The organism is Microbispora cellulosiformans (assembly GCF_008728085.1).
In the GTDB taxonomy this organism is placed as follows: Bacteria; Actinomycetota; Actinomycetes; order Streptosporangiales; family Streptosporangiaceae; genus Microbispora; species Microbispora amethystogenes.
Map to the genome: position 1 here is coordinate 1 of NZ_VYTZ01000022.1, position 18,064 is coordinate 18,064.

Consider the following 18,064-nt stretch of genomic DNA (forward strand, 5'->3'; position numbering starts at 1 on the left):
CCGCCGCCCGCTCGGCCTCACCCCGACGCGAAAACCCCAACCGCGCCCGCTCATGACCCAGATAAATGTTCTCGGCCACACTCAACCCGTCCACCAGGTCAAGCTCCTGATAGATCGTGGCGATGCCGAGGGCCATGGCCGCGGTGGGCGGCGCCAGCCGTACGGGGGCTCCGTCGAGCAGCACCTCGCCCTCGTCCGGCGAGTGCGCGCCGGAGAGGGTTTTGATCAGGGTGGACTTACCGGCGCCGTTCTGGCCGAGCAGGCAGTGCACCTCGCCGGCTCTCACTTCCAGATCGACGCCGTCCAGCGCGCGCACGCCGGGGAACTGCTTGACGATCCCCCTCATCTGCAGCAGGGGGTGCTCGTCTCCCATGGGGTCTCCCAACGATGGTCAGTTGGCGGAGTAGACGTGATCACTGATCAGTCGGGTGGCGCCGATGACACCCGCGGTCTCTCCGAGTTCGGAAAGCACGATCGGCAGGTTGCCGGTGGCGAGCGGCAGCGACCGGCGATAGACGACGCTTCTGATCTCCGCGAGCAGCACGTGGCCCAGCTTGGCCACGCCTCCCGCGATGATCACCAGGCCGGGGTTGAAGAAGCTGACCAGGCTGGCCAGGACCTGGCCCACCCGGCGTCCGCCGTCGCGGATCAGCCCGATCGCCCCGGCGTCGCCCTGCGCCGCCGCGGCCCCCACGTCCTCGGCCGTCAGCGTGCCCGCGACCGCGAGCCGTTCGGCCAGGTACGGCGAGCCGCCCGAGCGGGCCACCTCGACCGCTTCCCTGGCCAGCGCCGCCCCGCCGAAATAGGCCTCCAGGCAGCCGGAGTTGCCACAGGAGCAGACCGGGCCGAGGTCGTCCACCCGGATATGGCCGATGTCGCCGGCGCTGCCGGACACACCGCGGTAGATCTTGCCGTCCACCACGATGCCGCAGCCGATGCCGGTGCCGATCTTCACGAGCAGGAAGTCGCCGACACTCCGGGCGAGACCGGTGTGCAGCTCTCCCAGAGCCATGATGTTGACGTCGTTGTCCACCATCGTGGGACAGCACAGGGCCTGGCCGATCGTCTCCCGCACGGGGTAACGGTCCCAGCCGGGCATGATCGGCGGTACGACCGGGACGCCCTCGGCGAAACTCACCGGCCCGGGGACACCTATCCCCGCTCCGGTCAGCTCGTCGTACAGGCCGTCCCTGTGCAGCTTGCCGAGCAGGTCGATCGCCCGGTCGAGCACCGCCGCGGGGCCCTGCCTGATGTCGCAGGGCTCGCTGAGGTGGCCGAGCACCTTCAGCTCCCCGTCGGTCACCGCGACGTCGATCGAGGTGGCGCCGACGTCGATGCCGGCGAAGCGGGTGGCCTGCGACAGCCGTACACGGCCCGAACGCCGGCCGCCGCGCGAGGCGGCGAGCCCGTCCGGCTCGGCCAGACCCAGCTCGACGAGCCGGTCCAGCTCCACGTTGAGCTTCGAGCGCGACAGATCCACCACGTCGCCGAGCTCGGCGCGGGAGCGCCCGCCGTCCCTCAGCAAGCGCAGAAGCGCGGCCTGATGGACGTTCTCCGGCCTGATGGTCGTCCGTTTCACCTACGCCTCCGCGTCCACGTGATTGGCTGGAAACGTACCCCTTTTCCCCACAACAGGGAAGACCTTTTACCGATCTGATGCATTCTTTCGCTGAATCCAACAAAAGTCAGGACGGGGAGCGGAACAGGGTAAGAGAAGAGACGGAGTCGAGGAGGGCGGATGCTGGGGTTGCCAGAGCGGGTACGCGGCTGCCTGTTCGACATGGACGGCGTGCTCACGCGTACGGCGCGGGTGCACGCGGCGGCGTGGAAGGAGATGTTCGACGCGTTCCTGCACGACCGGGCGCTCGCCACCGGCACGCCGTTCGTCCCCTTCGACGAGACCGGCGACTACGACCGGTACGTCGACGGCAGGAAGCGCCTGGACGGCACGCGGGAGTTCCTCCGCTCCCGGGACATCACCCTGCCGGAGGGCGAGCCGGACGACCCACCGGGCATGCCCACGCTCAACGGCCTGAGCAACCGGAAGAACGCACTGGTCCAGGCGGTCCTCGACCGGCAGGGCGTCGAGGTCTTCGAAGGCTCGGTGCGTTATCTGCGCGCGGTCGGCGAGGCGGGCCTGCGCCGGGCGGTCGTCTCCTCCAGCGCCAACACCGCCCGCGTGCTGGCCGCCGCCGGGCTCGCCGAGATGTTCGACGCGCGGATCGACGGTGTGGTGGCGGCCGAGCGCGGCCTGGCCGGCAAGCCGGCCCCCGACATGTTCCTCGCCGCCGCCGAGGCGCTGGGGATCCCGCCGGACGCGGCGGCGGTCTTCGAGGACGCGCTGGCGGGGGTCGCCGCCGGCCGCGCGGGCGGCTTCGCCTGGGTGGTGGGCGTGGACCGCGCGAACCAGGCCCGGGCCCTGCGGGACAACGGCGCCGACGCGGTGGTGAGCGACCTCGCCGACCTGCTGGACGAGCAACCGGACCAGCGACCGGACGAGCGATGATCAGGCATCCCGCCTTCACCACCGAGCCGTGGTCGGTCCGCGAGTGCCGCCTGCACACCGACGTGCTCGCGCAGACCGAGTCGGTGTTCGCGCTCTCCAACGGGCACATCGGGCTGCGCGGCAACCTCGACGAGGGCGAGCCGTACGGGCTGCCCGGCACCTACCTCAACTCCTTCTACGAACTGCGCCCCCTGCCGTACGCGGAGGCGGGCTACGGCTACCCCGAGTCGGGGCAGACGGTGGTCAACGTGACCAACGGCAAGCTGATCCGGCTGCTCGTGGACGACGAGCCGTTCGACGTGCGGTACGGCACCCTCCACTCGCACGAGCGGCTCCTCGACCTGCGGGCCGGGACGCTCATCCGCACGGTCCGCTGGAGCTCTCCCGCCGGGGCGGAGATCCGGATGCGCTCCACCCGGCTCGTGTCGTACACCCACCGGGCCGTGGCCGCGATCCGCTACGAGGTGGAGCCGGTGGACCAGCCGGTCAACGTGGTCGTCCAGTCGGAACTGGTGGCCAACGAGACCGTCCCCACGGCGGCCGCCGACCCCCGCGCCGCCGCCGCCCTGGAGGCGCCACTGGTGCTGGAGGAGAACACGGCCGGCCGCGACGGCGTGTGCGTCATGGTCCACTCCACCCGGGCCAGCCGGCTGCGGGTCGCCGCCGCGATGCGTCACGAGGTCGACGGCCCCGAGGGCACCCGGGTCGACTCCGACGGCGGCGGCAACGTCAGCCGGGTGACGGTCGCCACCCGGCTGAAGCCCGGAGAGCGGCTGCGGCTGGACAAGTTCTTCGCCTACGGCTGGTCGGCCAAGCGCTCCCGGCCCGCGATGCACGACCAGGTGGTTGCCGCGCTGGCCGCGGCGCGGCTCACCGGCTGGGACGGCCTGTGCGCCGAGCAGCGCGCCTTCCTCGACGACTACTGGGCGGGCGCGGACGTCGAGGTCGAGGGCGACGCCGAGGTGCAGCAGGCCGTACGCTTCGGGCTGTTCCACCTGCTCCAGGCGGGCGCCCGGCTGGAGCGGCGGCCCATTCCCGGCAAGGGTCTGACCGGCTCCGGCTACGACGGGCACGCGTTCTGGGACACCGAGAGCTTCGTGCTGCCGGTCGCCACGTACACCTATCCCAGGGCGGCCCGCGACGCGCTGGAGTGGCGCGCGTCCATCCTCCCGCTCGCCGAGGCGCGGGCGGAACTGCTCGGGCTGGGCGGGGCGGCGTTTCCCTGGCGCACGATCAACGGCGAGGAGTGCTCGGGATACTGGCCCGCGGGCACCGCGGCCTTCCACGTCAACGCCGACATCGCCGACGCGGTGACACGGTACGTCGACGCGACCGAGGACACCGCGTTCGAGCGGGACGTCGGCCTGCCGCTGCTGGTCGCGACCGCGCGCCTGTGGTGCGCGCTCGGCCACCACGACGCCGAGGGCCGCTACCGCATCGACGGGGTGACCGGCCCGGACGAGTACAGCGCGGTCTCCGACAACAACCTCTACACGAACCTCATGGCCCGCCGGAACCTGCGCGCCGCCACCGCCGCGACCGTCCGCCATCTCGACCGGGCCGGGCAGCTCGGCGTCACCCTGGAGGAGACCGCGATGTGGCGCGACGCCGCCGCCGCGATGTACCTCCCGTACGACGAGCGGCTGGGGGTCCACGCGCAGAGCGAGGGCTACACCGGGCACGCGGTGTGGGACTTCGAGAACACCCGGCCCGACCGGTATCCGCTGCTGCTGCACTTCCCCTACTTCGACCTCTACCGCAAGCAGGTGGTCAAACAGGCCGATCTCGTGCTGGCCATGCACCTGTGCGGCGAGGCGTTCACGCCGGAGCAGAAGGCCCGCAACTTCGCCTACTACGAGGCGCTGACGGTGCGGGACTCCTCGCTGTCGGCCGCCACCCAGGCCGTGCTCGCCGCCGAGGTCGGTCAGCTCGGGCTCGCCTACGCCTATCTCGGGGAGGCGGCGCTCATCGACCTGCGCGACCTGCAGCACAACACCCGCGACGGCGTCCACATGGCATCGCTGGCCGGGGCGTGGATCGCGCTGGTGGCGGGGTTCGGCGGCATGCGCGCGGGCGAGGGGCGGTTGTGCTTCGCCCCCCGCCTGCCCTCGGGGATCACCCGGCTCACCTTCCGGATGCGCTACCGCGGACGCCTGCTGCGGGTCGACGTCACGTCCGAGGGCACGACGTACCGGCTGCTGCACGGCTCGCCGGTCACGCTGGCGCACCACGGGGAGAACCTGACGCTCGGCGCGCGGCCGCAGTCCCGGAGCAACCCGCCGCCGCCCTTTCCCGAACTGGGGATCACGCAGCCGCCCGGCCGTGAGCCGCCGCCCCGGCGCCCGGTGGTTCCCTGAGGCGACATCCCCGGGTGATATCCCCGTTCGGGCAGGCCACGGCGGCCCGGCGGCGTACAGTGAGCGTGCTCGTGAACGTTCCTCAGTTCCTGTCCCGAACTGGGCGCGGATCGGCGACTCCCCTCTCACCGCGCGGTCACGCCCGAGCGAACCCGCTGGAGGCACGCATGTCCTCGTCCGCTCCCCTGCGCGTGATCCAGTGGGCCACGGGCGCGGTCGGTGGACGCGCCCTGCGCAGCGTGATCACGCGCCCGGAGTTCGAGCTCGCCGGGGTGCTCGTCTACGACCGGGACAAGGTGGGCCGGGACGCCGGCGAACTGGTGGGGCTCGGGCCCGTCGGGGTCGCCTGCACCGACGACGCCGAACGGATGCTCGCCACCGAGGCCGACTGCGTGCTGCACATGCCACTGCCCGCGTCCTACTTCGGCGGCGATCCCGGGACCGACGCCGAGACCATCTGCGCGCTGCTCGGCTCGGGCAAGAACGTCGTCACCACCACCGGCTTCGTCTATCCCCGCGCGTACGGCCCGGGGCTGGTGGACCGCCTCGAGGCGGCCTGCGCCCGGGGCGGGACGTCCCTCCACGGCACGGGCATCAACCCGGGCTTCATGAGCGACCTGCTGCCCCTGGCGCTGACCGGGCTGTCGGACCGGCTCGACCACATCTACGTCCGGGAGTGCTCGGACTACCGGGGTCATCCCTCCCCGCACATCGCCGCCGACCTGATGGGCTTCGGCCGGGAGCCCGACGACTACAGCACGTCCGTCCGGCCGTTCCGCGCCTTCCAGCGCGCGCTGTTCGGCGAGAGCGTCCAGCTTGTCGCCGCCGCGCTGGACGTACCGCTGGACGAGGTGGAGGAGACCGACGAGTACCTGCTCGCGACCGAGGACTTCGACATCGCGGCGGGAGAGGTGCGCAAGGGCACGATCTGCGCGTCCCGCTGGGTGTTCACCGGACTGGCGCGCGGCCGGCCGTTCATCACGGTCGAGTGCGTCTACAAGGCCGACGGCCGCCGGGTGCCGCAGTGGGGCGACCTCGGTTTCACCATGCACGTCCAGGGACGGCCCGGCATGGCGGTCACGATCGACGACATGACCCAGGGGCTGGCCGGGGCGGCGGCCCACGCGGTCAACTCGATCGCCGCCGTGTGCGCGGCCCCGCCGGGCATCCGCACGCTCCTCGACCTTCCACTCGCCACCGGCCGGGGAGCCGTACGGCTGGCCTGACGGGCCGTGCCCGCTCCGCTGTCGGGGGCGGCTCAGAAGGGCGTTTCCGTACGGCTCAGTCGGCGGGGTACCAGCGGTCGGGTTCGCCGGGCACTCGGGTGACCTGGCCGCGATGTTCCAGCCAGACCAGGTGGGCGAGGGTCTCGCCGTTGGCCGTCCTGCGCATGTGCGTGGGGATCGTCTCCCACGGGCGCGACCAGCTCAGCCGGGTGGCGATGTCCCAGCAGGCGGGGCCGTCGCCGTCCGCGACGACCCGCCGTATCTCCGCGAGCCGCTCCTCGTGGTGCGCGATGACGTGGTCCACCCGGGCGTCCAGTTCCAGGAAACGGTACTCGTGGGCGGGCAGCACCTCCTCCACGTCGAGCTTGCCCACCGCGCGCAGCGCGTCGAGATAGTCGGCCAGCGGGTTGGGCGGCGACTGCGGGTGCACCGCGACCATCGGCGTGATCCTCGCCAGCACGTGGTCGCCGGAGAACAGCAGCCTGCGCTCCGGCTCGGCGAAGCACAGGTGGCCGGGCGAGTGGCCGGGGGTCCACACCGCCCGGAGGTCCCAGCCGGGCAGATCGAGCCGGTCGCCGTCCTCGATGAGCCGGTCGGGCGCCGCCATCGTCACGAACTGGCGCAGCATGACCGACGCGCCCGCGAGTTCCTGCGCCGTCAGGTCCGGCACGCCGCAGCGGAGCAGCAGCGCGCGCTCCTGCTCGACGAGACCGTCGATCGCCGAGTCGTCGTAGCGGCCTCGGATGAGGCGGGCGTCGGCCGGGTGCAGCCCGATCCAGGCCCCCGAGACCTCCCGTACGCGCCCGGCCAGGCCGTAGTGGTCGGGGTGGATGTGCGTGACCAGCACGGCCTTCACGTCCGTGATCTCGTATCCGGCCGTCCCGAGCCCCGCCACGAGCGCGGCGTACGCCTCGCCGGTGTTCCATCCGGCGTCGATGATGACCACTCCATCGGGGACTTCGAGCGCGTAGACCAGGACGTAGCGCAAGGGGTTGATCGGGATCGGGACGGGGATCGACCACAACCCCGGACGCACCCGCTCGACCTCCGGCAGCCCGCCGCCACGCCACGCCGCGCGCTGCGCCTCGTTCGCCGCCGTCACGCTCTCCTTGCTCACCGGTCCACGCCCCTCTCACAGCTCCGCTGCCCGATTGTGCCGCGCTGAACCGAATGTCGTTCTACCGGGTCCCGTACGCGGAAGACCTCCTGCTCCACGCCGGGGACGCCGGCAACCCCCGTGCTTCGCGAAGCCGCCCCTTCGCGGAAATGAAAGTTTCAGCGACGCGCTTCCCCGACCACCGGTCACGCGGGCAGGACCGCGGCCGTCGTTGACTCCCCTGGAAATCCGGCGGAAACATCAGTGCCGCTCCTCTTTGGGAGCGCTCCCACACCACCGCTCCCACATACGACTCTCCACCATCACCCCCTCGCGGACATCCCGAGGACCACCCCGAGGACCACTGTGCTCAGAAGAATCGGCATTCTCGCCGTGGCGGCACTGGCCGCGGCCAGCCTGACCGGCGCGCCTCCCGTCACGGCGGACGAGGGCCCGGAACAGATCCCCAACGGCACGTTCGACACCACCGCCGACCCGTGGTGGCACACCTCGAACCTGGACTTCGAGCTGTCCGGCGGCCGGCTCTGCACGAACGTCCCCGGCGGGACGGTCAATCCCTGGGACGCGATCATCGGCGTCAACGACATCCCGCTGGTGAAGGACGAGTCCTACGCGTTCAGCTTCTTCGCCACCGCCGACCCGGCGAAGGTCGCCAGGGCGTTCGTCCAGCTGCCTACGGATCCGTACACCCAGTACGTGGCGGCGGCCCCCGAGGTCAGCGTCTCGGGCAACACCTACAGCTACACGTTCACCTCGCCGGTCGACCTGCCGAACGCCCAGGTCGTCTTCCAGATCGGCGGCAGCGCGACGCCGTGGCGCTTCTGCGTCGACAACGTCTCGCTCAAGGGCGGCGCGCCGCCGGACGTCTACAAGCCCGACACCGGTCCCCGGGTGCGGGTGAACCAGGTGGCCTACCTGCCCAAGGGCCCCAAGAACGCCACCGTGGTCACGGACGCCACCGGCGCGCTGCCCTGGCAGCTCAAGAACTCCGCCGGGACCGTGGTCGCGCACGGCACGACGACACCGCGCGGCGTGGACGCCAGCTCCGGGCAGAACGTCCACTCGATCGACTTCGGCTCGTACGTCAAGGCGGGCACGGGCTACACGCTCACCGCCGACGGTGAGACCAGCCGGCCGTTCGACATCAAGCCGGACGCGTACGCCGACCTCAAGCTCGACGCGCTGAAGTTCTACTACACCCAGCGCAGCGGCATCGCGATCGACGACGCGCTGCGGCCCGGGTACGGCCGTCCCGCCGGTCACGTGGACGTGGCTCCCAACCAGGGCGACAAGAACGTCCCCTGCCAGCCGGGCGTCTGCGACTACCGCCTCGACGTGTCCGGCGGCTGGTACGACGCGGGCGACCACGGCAAGTACGTGGTCAACGGCGGCATCTCGGTCGCCCAGCTCATGAGCGAGTTCGAGCGGACCAAGAACGCCTCGACCGCCAAGCCCATCGGCAGCCTGAACATCCCCGAGAGCGGCGACGCCGTTCCCGACGTGCTCGACGAGGCCCGCTGGGAGCAGGAGTTCCTGCTGAAGATGCAGCGGTCCGACGGCATGGTCCACCACAAGATCCACGACGAGAACTGGACCGGCCTGCCGCTGCTGCCGCACCTGGACCCGCAGAAGCGCGAGCTGCACCCGGTCAGCACGGCCGCGACGCTGAACCTCGCCGCGACCGCCGCCCAGGCGGCCCGGATCTTCGCGCCGTACGACGCCGCGTTCGCCGCGAAGAACCTGGCGGCGGCGAAGAAGGCGTGGACGGCGGCCAAGGCGAACCCGAACCTGCTCGCCTCCCCCTCCGACGGCGTCGGCGGCGGCACCTACGACGACGCCAACGTCAGCGACGAGTTCTACTGGGCGGCGGCCGAGCTCTACATCACCACCGGTGACAAGGAGTACAAGGACTACGTCCTCGCCTCGCCGGTCCACACGGCCGACATCTGGAAGACGGGCGCCATGGACTGGGGCAACGTCGCGGCGCTCGGCCGCCTCGACCTGGCGACCGTGCCCAACGCCCTGCCCGGCCGCAGCGAGGTACGCGCCTCGGTCGTGGCCGGCGCGGACAAGTACCTCGCCACGCTGAAGGCCCACCCGTACGGCCTGCCGTACGACGCGGCGTCCTACGACTGGGGATCGAACAGCATCGTCCTCAACAACATGGTGGTCATGGCCACGGCCTATGACATCACCGGCGACCTGAAGTATCGCGACGGCGTGCTGCAGGGCGTCGACTACATCCTCGGCCGCAACGCGCTCAACCAGTCGTACGTGACCGGCTACGGCGAGGTGGCGTCGAAGAACCAGCACAGCAGGTGGTACGCCCACTCGCTGGACACCTCGCTGCCGAACCCGCCGCGCGGCACGCTCGCGGGCGGCCCCAACTCCAGCATCCAGGACCCGGTGGCCCAGGCGAAGCTGAGGGGCTGCGTGGCGCAGTTCTGCTACATCGACGACATCGGCTCGTGGGCGACCAACGAGCTGACGATCAACTGGAACTCGCCGATGTCGTGGATCTCGGCGTTCATCGCCGACCAGGGCGACGGCACGGTCAAGGCCCCCGGCACGTGCAAGGTCACCTACACCACGCACGGGTCCTGGCCGACCGGTTTCACCACCCAGATCACGCTCGTGAACACCGGTACGAAGGCCATCGACGGCTGGAAGCTCCGGTGGTCCTTCCTGGGCGGGCAGAAGGTCGACCACGGCTGGAGCGCCGACTTCTCGCAGGATGCGGCCACCGTGACCGCCTCCAACCAGGCGTGGAACAAGACTCTCTACCCGGGCCAGACGGTCGTCCTCGGCTTCAACGGCCAGTCGCCGGCGCCGGGGGCCAACCCCACGCCTGACCTGTTCACCCTGAACGGCGCCGCCTGCTCCTCCTGAGCAGTCCGATCAGGCTGATCAGCCTGATCAGCACGTCGCCGTGACCCACGACCCCGGCCGCCGCCTCAGCAGAGGCGGCGGCCGGTTCCATTCCGGCGAGGCCGGCGGACCCGGGCACTACGCTGTGGGGCGTGATCGACGACATCTGGGTGGACGACGCCGTCACGGCGCTGCGTCCGGACTTCGCCGTCCTGGTCGTGTGCGCGTACGGCCTGCGTAACGGCCCCTCCGACGACCGCTCGCGGGAGTGGCTGGCCGACGCGGCGGCCGGCGCCGTGCCGCCGGACGACGAGAGGATCGAGGCGTGGCGCTCGGCGTACCGCGCCTTCGGGGCCAAGCCCCAGCGGACCCGCCCGTCGGTGGACGCGCTCGTCCGCCGCCTGCCGCTGCCCGAGATCAATCTGGTGGTCGACGCCTACAACGCCGTGTCCGTACGGCACGGCCTGCCGATCGGCGGCGAGGACCTGCGCCGCTACCGGGGCACCGCCCGGCTGGTCCGCGCGGCGGGCGACGAGCCGTCGGAGGAGGCGCTGGGCGAGCCCGCGATCGGCGAGGTGGTGTGGCGCGACGACGAGGGCGTCACCTGCCGCAGGTGGAACTGGCGGCAGTGCGTCAGGACGAGGATCACCGAGGAGACGGCCGACGCGCTGTTCCTCCTGGAACGGCTCGAACCTCTCTCCATCCCGGCACTGCATGCGGCCGGTGAGGACCTCGCGGGTATGCTGTCCGCTATAGCTCCCGATATCCGGATCGAGTCGCGGCTCCTCGGGTGAGCCAGTCGTGATGACCAGAGGGTGAGGGACACCTCACCACCCAGACGGACTATCCGCGCGTGACCTGTTTGATCGATCCTGGGAGGATGGGCCGGGACCGGTGACCCGCGCGGGCGCACCTCGGTGTGTGAGGCGAGTAGCCTTGGACAGGTTCACCAAACATCAACGCCGATCTGCGGAAGAGGGCGATTTCCGCCGTGTCGTCTGAGTCGTCGCGGACAAACCCGCTGGCAAGCTTCGGGCAAAATGAGTGGCTTGTCGACGAGTTGTACCAGAAGTATCTCGAAGATCCCGAGTCTGTGGACCAGGCCTGGTGGCACTTCTTCGCTGACTACAACGGGACGGGCAAGCCCGCTCCACCCAAGCCCGCCGGTGCCGCGAACGGCGCGGCCACGACGGCGGCTCCCGAGGCTCCCGCCCCGGTGAGCCCGGCCCCGCAGACGACGCAGCCCGCTCCTCAGGCCACGGCGCCCGCGCCGGCCAGGCAGCCCGCCGTCCAGCCGACGAAGCAGCCGGCGAAGCAGCCCGCCAAGCAGGCCTCCACCCCGGTTCCGGCCGGCGCGGCGGAGGAGAAGCTGCGCGGCGCCGCGGCGCGCACCGCCGCCAACATGGAGGCCTCGCTGGCGGTCCCGACCGCCACCAGCGTCCGCGCGGTGCCCGCCAAGCTGCTGATCGACAACCGCATCGTCATCAACAACCACCTGTCCCGCGGGCGCGGCGGCAAGATCTCCTTCACCCACCTCATCGGCTACGCGATCGTCCGGGCGCTGGAGTCCATGCCCGAGATGAACCACTCGTACGCCGAGGTGGACGGCAAGCCGATCCTGGTCAAGCCGGAGCACGTCGGGCTCGGCCTCGCCATCGACGTGCAGAAGAGCGACGGCACCCGCCAGCTCCTGGTGCCCTCGATCAAGCGGGCCGAGACGCTCGACTTCCGCCAGTTCTGGACGGCGTACGAGGAGATCGTCCGCAAGGCCCGCGCGGGCAAGCTGGGCGTGGAGGACTTCCAGGCCACCACGATCTCCCTGACGAACCCCGGCACGATCGGCACGGTCCACTCGGTGCCGCGTCTCATGCCCGGCCAGGGCACGATCATCGGCGTCGGCGCGATGGAGTACCCGGCGGAGTACCAGGGCGCCTCCGCGGAGACGCTGTCCCGCCTGGCCATCAGCAAGGTGATGACGATCACCTCGACCTACGACCACCGGATCATCCAGGGCGCCCAGTCGGGTGACTTCCTGCGCCGGATCCACCAGCTCCTGCTCGGCTCCGACGGCTTCTACGACGAGATCTTCGAGTCGCTGCGCATCCCGTACGAGCCGGTCCGCTGGGTCCAGGACATCTCGGCCACCCACGACGACGACGTCGCCAAGTCCGCGCGCGTGCTGGAGCTGATCCACGCCTACCGGGTCCGCGGCCACCTCATGGCCGACACCGACCCGCTGGAGTACCGCCAGCGCAAGCACCCCGACCTCGACATCCAGTCGCACGGCCTGACGCTGTGGGACCTGGAGCGCGAGTTCCCGACCGGCGGCTTCGGCGGGAAGCCGCTGATGAAGCTGCGCGACATCCTCGGCGTGCTGCGCGACTCGTACTGCCGCACGGTCGGCATCGAGTACATGCACATCCAGAACCCCGAGGAGCGGGCCTGGATCCAGGCGCGGGTGGAGCGGCCGCACGCCAAGCCCGACCGCGAGGAGCAGCTCCACATCCTGCGCAGGCTCAACACCGCCGAGGCGTTCGAGACGTTCCTGCAGACCAAGTACGTCGGCCAGAAGCGGTTCTCGCTGGAGGGCGGCGAGTCGCTGATCCCGCTGCTCGACTCGGTGATCTGCTCCGCCGCGGGCGAGCGTCTCGACGAGGTCGTCATCGGCATGGCCCACCGCGGCCGGCTCAACGTGCTGGCCAACATCGTGGGCAAGTCGTACGCCCAGGTGTTCGGCGAGTTCGAGGGCAACATCGACCCGCGCAGCGCGCACGGCTCGGGCGACGTGAAGTACCACCTCGGTGCGAGCGGCGACTTCACCGACCCCGACGGCAACAAGATCAGCACGTCGGTGGTGGCGAACCCCTCGCACCTGGAGGCCGTCGACCCCGTCCTGGAGGGCGTGGTCCGGGCCAAGCAGGACCTGCTGGAGCGCGGCGAGGAGGGCTTCACCGTCCTGCCCGTGCTCGTCCACGGCGACGCGGCGTTCGCCGGGCAGGGCGTGGTCGCCGAGACCCTGCACCTGTCCCAGCTGCGCGGCTACCGCACCGGCGGCACCGTGCACATCGTGGTCAACAACCAGGTCGGCTTCACCACCTCCCCCGCGTCCTCGCGGTCGAGCGTGTACGCGACCGACGTCGCCCGGATGATCCAGGCGCCGATCTTCCACGTGAACGGCGACGACCCCGAGGCCGTCGTCCGCGTCGGGCGGCTCGCCTACGAGTACCGCCAGGCGTTCCGCAAGGACGTGGTCATCGACCTGATCTGCTACCGGCGGCGCGGTCACAACGAGACCGACAACCCGGCCTTCACGCAGCCGCTGATGTACGACCTGATCGACGCCAAGCGCTCGACCCGCAAGCTGTACACCGAGGCGCTGATCGGCCGCGGCGACATCACGGTCGAGGAGGCCGAGCAGGCCCTGCGCGACTACCAGGAGCAGCTGGAGCGGGCCTTCACCGAGACCCGGGAGGCGACCAGGCACCCGCTCGACCCGGGCGCGGTCGTGGTGCCCGAGCCCGACGAGGTCTTCCGGTGGTCGCACGAGGACACCAAGACGGCGATCTCGGAGGAGGTCGTCAAGCGGGTCGTCGACACGCAGCTCAACCTGCCCGACGGCTTCACCGTCCACCCGCGTCTCGCCCCGGTCATCCAGCGCCGCGGCGCGATGATCGCCGAGGACGCGATCGACTGGGCGACCGGTGAGATGCTCGCGTTCGGCTCGCTGCTCATCGACGACCACCCGGTGCGGCTCGTCGGCCAGGACTCCCGCCGCGGCACCTTCGGCCAGCGCCACGCCGTGCTGGTCGACCGGACCACCGGCGAGGAGCACACGCCGCTCAAGACCTTCAACCACGGCACCACGAAGTTCTACGTGTACGACTCGCTGCTCAGCGAGTTCGCCGCGATGGGCTTCGAGTACGGCTACAGCGTGGTCCGCCCGGACGCCCTGGTTCTCTGGGAGGCGCAGTTCGGCGACTTCGCCAACGGCGCCCAGTCGATCATCGACGAGTTCATCTCGTCGGGCGAGCAGAAGTGGGGCCAGCGGTCCTCTGTCGTGCTGCTGCTGCCGCACGGCTACGAGGGCCAGGGGCCGGACCACTCCTCCGGCAGGATCGAGCGCTACCTGCAGCTGTGCGCCCAGGACAACATGACGGTGGCGCAGCCGAGCACCCCGGCGAGCTACTTCCACCTGCTGCGCTGGCAGGTGCTGTCGGAGCGGCGCAAGCCGCTGGTCGTGTTCACGCCCAAGTCGCTGCTGCGGCTCAAGGCGGCGGCCTCGGCCACGTCGGAGTTCACCTCCGGCGCCTTCCGCCCGGTCATCGGCGACGCGACGGTCGACCCGGCGGCGGTCCGGAAGGTCGTGGTCTGCTCCGGCAGGATCTACTACGACCTGCTCGCCAAGCGCGAGAAGGACGGCAGAAAGGACGTGGCGCTCGTCCGGCTCGAACGCATCTACCCCTTCCCGGAGAACCCGCTCAAGGCCGAGCTGTCCCGCTACGGCACCGACGCGGAGCTGCTCTGGGCGCAGGACGAGCCGGTCAACATGGGTCCGTGGCCCTACCTGGCGCTCAAGCTGACCGAACGGCCCGACCTGCTCGGCGGCCGCGCCCTCCGCAGGGTCTCGCGTACGCCGAACTCGTCGCCGGCCGTCGGCTCCCACTCCAAGCACGACGCGGAGCTGCGCGGCATGCTCGACGAGATCTTCGGCTGACCGGCGTTCCCGCAGGATTGAGGAGGTCCCCCGCGACATGTGGGGGACCTCTCCTCATGATCAGGTAATTCACTGGAGCGAGGCATGTACTTCACCGACAAGGGGATCGAGGAGCTCGTCGAGCGGCGCGGCGAGGAGGAGGTCGGCATCGGCTGGCTCGCCGAGCGGCTGCGCGAGTTCGTGGATCTCAATCCCGAGTTCGAGGTGCCCGTGGAACGGCTGGCCACCTGGCTCGCCCGCCTGGACGACGACGAGGACTGAGGACGAGAGCCGAGGACGAGGGACTGAGACCGCCGGGCCCAACGCGATACATCTTGACTTTCGACAGACGCGATATATCGTGTTTGTGGACGGCAGGACTTCGCATGGAAGGGCTCGGCGATGCCCCAATGGACGATCGACTCCCCCGGGCAGCTCACGTTCGGCAAGGTGACCGCGCTGAACGTGCGGATCGTGGCCGGCCGGCTGGCCGTGCTGGCAAGTGACGGCCCGCCCACCCTGGAGGTGACGGAGGTGGAGGGGGCGCCGCTGCTGGTGACCCACGACGAGGCCGACGGCCGCCTGACCGTCACGTACAAGGACCTGACGTGGGACGGCATCCTCGGGTGGTTACGCCCGGGCTCGCGCCGCACCACGCTGACGCTCACCGTGCCGAGCACCTGTCCCGTGCAGGCCGGTGTCGTCTCGGCCTCCGCGCTGGTCACCGGCATGGAGGGGACCACCGGGGTGAAGAGCGTCTCGGGGGAGATCGTCCTCGACGGCGTCAGCGGCGAGGTGCAGGCCGAGACCGTCTCGGGTTCGGTGGAGAGCCGGGGCATGGCCGGCGACCTGTCGTTCGGCAGCGTCTCCGGTGAGCTGACCGTCGCCGGAGGCAGGCCGCGGCGGCTGCGCGCGAACACGGTGTCCGGCCGGATCACCGCCGACCTGGAGCTCACGCCCACCGGGCACGTCACGATGCACAGCGTGTCCGGCGCCGTCGTCGTACGGCTCCCGCGCTCCGTGGACGCCGACGTGACCGTCCGCTCGACCTCCGGCAGGGTCGAGTCGGCGTTCCCCGGGCTGGAGCCCACCACGGTGCCCGGCGTCCGGACGCTCGGCGGCCGGCTGGGCGGCGGCATGGCCTCGCTTTCCGCGACCACCATGTCGGGCGACGTCACCCTGCTGAGCGGTCCCCCCACCGGCGGGCGGGAAGAGGAGGAAAAGGCATGAGCGAGCGAAGCGAGCGAAGCGAGCGAATCAACAGGCACAGCGTCTGGCGACCTGCCGAATCGCGCGCCTCCGGCACGACCGAACTCCGAGCCGAAGGCGAGGAGGTGGCATGAGTCCCGTTTTCGGGCATGGGCGGCTGCGGCTGTACCTGCTGAAGCTGCTGGAGGAGAGCCCGCGGCACGGATACGAGGTCATCCGGCTGCTGCAGGACCGGTTCCTCGGCGTCTACTCCCCCTCCCCCGGCACCATCTATCCCCGGCTGGCCCGCCTGGAGGACGAGGGCCTGGTCACCCATGAGGTCGTGGACGGCAAGAAGGTCTTCACGCTGACCGACAAGGGCCGGGCCGAGCTGGCCGACCGGATGGACGAGCTGGCCGAGCTGGAGCAGGAGATCACCGCCTCGGTCCAGGACATCGCCCGGGAGGTGAAGGAGGACGTGCGCCAGACCGTGCGGTCCCTGCGCGACGAGCTCACCCAGATGGCCAGGGACATCGGCGACGACGGCCGGGACCTGGGCCGGACCCAGAAGGAGGAGTGGCAGCGGCACCGCGACCAGGCCAGGGAGGAGTGGCGCAGGCAGAAGGAGGAGTGGCGCCGCCACAAGCACGAGTGGCAGGAGGAGCGCGACCGCTGGCAGCAGGAGTGGCGCCGCATCTGGGAGGAGTCCTGGGGGTTCGGCGGAAGCCGGCGCGAGGGCGCCCCGCGCACCGGTCCCGACCCCGCTCTCAGCCGGATGCTGGCCGACTTCGTCACCGACGTCCACCGCTCTCTCGCCGAGTCTCCCGGGGATCCCTCCGGGACGGGCGCGCCCAGTGAGGAGGCGCTGGCGGAGTGCCGGGCCGCTCTCGACGAGGCCGCGGAACGGATCCGCCGCGCCATGCGCTCCTGACCGCGCTCACCGGGCTCAGGACGGCCGTCAGAGGGTGAAGACCACCTTGCCGAAGACGTCGCCCCGGTGCACGGCCGCGAAGCCCTCCTCCGCCTCGGTGAGCGGCAGCACCCGGTCGATCACCGGCCGTACGCCCGTCTGCTCGAGGAAGACCGCGAGCCGCGCGAGCTGCTCGCGCGTCCCCATCGTCGAGCCGATGATCGACTTCTGCAGGAAGTAGACCTGCGCGAGTTGCGTCGGGGCGACCATGCCGCTCGTCGCGCCGCAGGTGACGATGCGGCCACCGGGGCGCAGGGAGCTGAGCGAGTGCTTCCAGGTGGCCTCGCCGACCGTCTCCATGACGGCGTCCACCCGCTCGGGCAGGCGGGCGTTCGTCTCGAAGACCTGGTCGGCGCCGAGGCCGAGGGCCCGCTCCCGCTTGTGCTCCGACCGGCTCGTCGCCCAGACGCGGTATCCGGCGGCCCGGCCGAGCGCGATCAGCGCGGTCGCCACGCCGCCGCCCGCGCCCTGGACGAGGATGGTCGAGCCCGGCTCCAGCCCGGCCTTGTCGAACAGCATGCGGTAGGCCGTCAGCCAGGCCGTGGGCAGGCAGGCGGCCTCCTCGAAGGAGAGGGCGGCGGGCTTTCGCACCAGGTTGCGCCGGGGCACCGCGACCCTCTCGGCGAACGTGCCGTCGTACTTCTCCGACAGCAGCGAGCGGGCCGGGTCGAGGGTCTCGTCGCCGTCCACCGGCGTGCCGATCACGGCGTGGACGACGACCTCCTCGCCGTCCTCGTCCACTCCCGCGGCGTCGCAGCCGAGCACGACCGGCAACCGGTCCTGGCTGATGCCCACGCCCTTGAGGGTCCACAGGTCGTGGTGGTTGAGCGAGGCGGCCCGGACCGTGACGGTGGTCCAGCCCTCCGGTACGGCGGGCTCGGGGCGCTCGCCCAGCGTCAGGCCCTTCAGCGGGTCGTCCGGATCGGTCTGTGTGGCGGTGACGGCGAACATGCCAGCACACTACCGCGCACGCCTGGCCTATCCGTTTTGATCTGTCCGTTTTGATAAACGGGGACATCACCGGGACCAGAGCGCCGGAAATCAATCAAGACCCGTCAAGAATGGCGGTGAACCCTTCGTCCGGTAAGACGACATACCTCAGCACACCCCCGCTGAGCTGGGCATACGTGAGCCATAAC

Annotated in this window: 13 protein-coding genes; 9 read left to right on the plus strand and 4 right to left on the minus strand. The window is 70.8% G+C overall.

Features of this window, described 5'->3' with window-relative positions; genetic code table 11:
* The coding region (locus tag F5972_RS34660) for an ATP-binding cassette domain-containing protein (RefSeq protein ID WP_150940021.1) at window positions 1–373 on the minus strand (373 nt) is incomplete at its 3' end.
* A gap of 18 nt (window positions 374–391) precedes the next feature.
* Complete coding sequence (locus tag F5972_RS34665; RefSeq protein WP_150940023.1) at window positions 392–1,579, minus strand: ROK family transcriptional regulator; 1,188 nt, start codon at window positions 1,577–1,579, stop codon at window positions 392–394.
* A 159-nt stretch (window positions 1,580–1,738) separates the two neighbouring features.
* On the opposite strand from F5972_RS34665, the gene F5972_RS34670 reads away from it, so the two are divergent.
* The 3 genes from F5972_RS34670 (at window position 1,739) to F5972_RS34680 (ending at window position 6,089) form a co-directional block, all read left to right on the plus strand.
* Entirely contained in the window at window positions 1,739–2,506 is a 768-nt protein-coding gene (locus tag F5972_RS34670) for a beta-phosphoglucomutase family hydrolase (RefSeq protein WP_150940025.1), read from the plus strand.
* Entirely contained in the window at window positions 2,503–4,863 is a 2,361-nt protein-coding gene (locus tag F5972_RS34675) for a glycoside hydrolase family 65 protein (protein WP_150940027.1), read from the plus strand. Before F5972_RS34670 ends, F5972_RS34675 begins: the two co-directional genes overlap by 4 nt.
* Window positions 4,864–5,030: 167 nt before the next feature.
* A complete protein-coding gene (locus F5972_RS34680) occupies window positions 5,031–6,089 on the plus strand; it encodes an NAD(P)H-dependent amine dehydrogenase family protein (RefSeq protein WP_150940030.1) in 1,059 nt (352 codons plus the stop codon).
* A 55-nt stretch (window positions 6,090–6,144) separates the two neighbouring features.
* On the opposite strand, the gene F5972_RS34685 is transcribed toward F5972_RS34680, so the two are convergent.
* Window positions 6,145–7,206 carry an MBL fold metallo-hydrolase gene (locus F5972_RS34685; RefSeq protein ID WP_150940033.1) on the minus strand — a complete coding sequence of 354 codons (1,062 nt, stop codon included), beginning with the start codon at window positions 7,204–7,206 and terminating at the stop codon, window positions 6,145–6,147.
* Between the two features lie 345 nt (window positions 7,207–7,551).
* On the opposite strand from F5972_RS34685, the gene F5972_RS34690 reads away from it, so the two are divergent.
* From F5972_RS34690 to F5972_RS34710, 6 genes are all read left to right on the plus strand, one after another.
* Window positions 7,552–10,095, plus strand: a complete 2,544-nt coding sequence (locus F5972_RS34690) for a glycoside hydrolase family 9 protein (RefSeq protein WP_150940035.1) — start codon at window positions 7,552–7,554, stop codon at window positions 10,093–10,095.
* Between the two features lie 131 nt (window positions 10,096–10,226).
* Complete coding sequence (locus F5972_RS34695; protein WP_150940037.1) at window positions 10,227–10,868, plus strand: B3/B4 domain-containing protein; 642 nt, start codon at window positions 10,227–10,229, stop codon at window positions 10,866–10,868.
* 197 nt (window positions 10,869–11,065) lie between these two features.
* Window positions 11,066–14,788 (plus strand): multifunctional oxoglutarate decarboxylase/oxoglutarate dehydrogenase thiamine pyrophosphate-binding subunit/dihydrolipoyllysine-residue succinyltransferase subunit, encoded by a 3,723-nt coding sequence (locus F5972_RS34700; RefSeq protein ID WP_150940039.1) that lies wholly within the window; start codon window positions 11,066–11,068, stop codon window positions 14,786–14,788.
* An 84-nt stretch (window positions 14,789–14,872) separates the two neighbouring features.
* Window positions 14,873–15,049, plus strand: a complete 177-nt coding sequence (locus F5972_RS37665; RefSeq protein ID WP_191910467.1) for a DUF6104 family protein — start codon at window positions 14,873–14,875, stop codon at window positions 15,047–15,049.
* A 120-nt stretch (window positions 15,050–15,169) separates the two neighbouring features.
* Window positions 15,170–15,997, plus strand: a complete 828-nt coding sequence (locus F5972_RS34705) for a DUF4097 family beta strand repeat-containing protein (protein ID WP_150940041.1) — start codon at window positions 15,170–15,172, stop codon at window positions 15,995–15,997.
* 109 nt (window positions 15,998–16,106) lie between these two features.
* On the plus strand, window positions 16,107–16,886 hold the full coding sequence (locus F5972_RS34710) for a PadR family transcriptional regulator (protein ID WP_150940043.1): 780 nt from the start codon (window positions 16,107–16,109) through the stop codon (window positions 16,884–16,886).
* 27 nt (window positions 16,887–16,913) lie between these two features.
* Here the strand turns inward: F5972_RS34710 and F5972_RS34715 are convergent, their stop codons facing one another.
* Window positions 16,914–17,876: a zinc-binding dehydrogenase gene (locus F5972_RS34715; protein WP_150940045.1), complete on the minus strand. Its 963-nt coding sequence runs from the start codon at window positions 17,874–17,876 to the stop codon at window positions 16,914–16,916.
* Between the last annotated feature and the right edge of the window lie 188 nt (window positions 17,877–18,064).

Coding starts and splice junctions, on each gene's coding strand:
- F5972_RS34670 (WP_150940025.1), top strand. CDS start 1,739: ATGCTGGGGTTGCCAGAGCGGGTACGCGGCTGCCTGTTCGACATGGAC.
- F5972_RS34675 (WP_150940027.1), top strand. CDS start 2,503: ATGATCAGGCATCCCGCCTTCACCACCGAGCCGTGGTCGGTCCGCGAG.
- F5972_RS34680 (WP_150940030.1), top strand. CDS start 5,031: ATGTCCTCGTCCGCTCCCCTGCGCGTGATCCAGTGGGCCACGGGCGCG.
- F5972_RS37665 (WP_191910467.1), top strand. CDS start 14,873: ATGTACTTCACCGACAAGGGGATCGAGGAGCTCGTCGAGCGGCGCGGC.
- F5972_RS34705 (WP_150940041.1), top strand. CDS start 15,170: ATGCCCCAATGGACGATCGACTCCCCCGGGCAGCTCACGTTCGGCAAG.
- F5972_RS34710 (WP_150940043.1), top strand. CDS start 16,107: ATGAGTCCCGTTTTCGGGCATGGGCGGCTGCGGCTGTACCTGCTGAAG.
- F5972_RS34715 (WP_150940045.1), bottom strand. CDS start 17,876: ATGTTCGCCGTCACCGCCACACAGACCGATCCGGACGACCCGCTGAAG.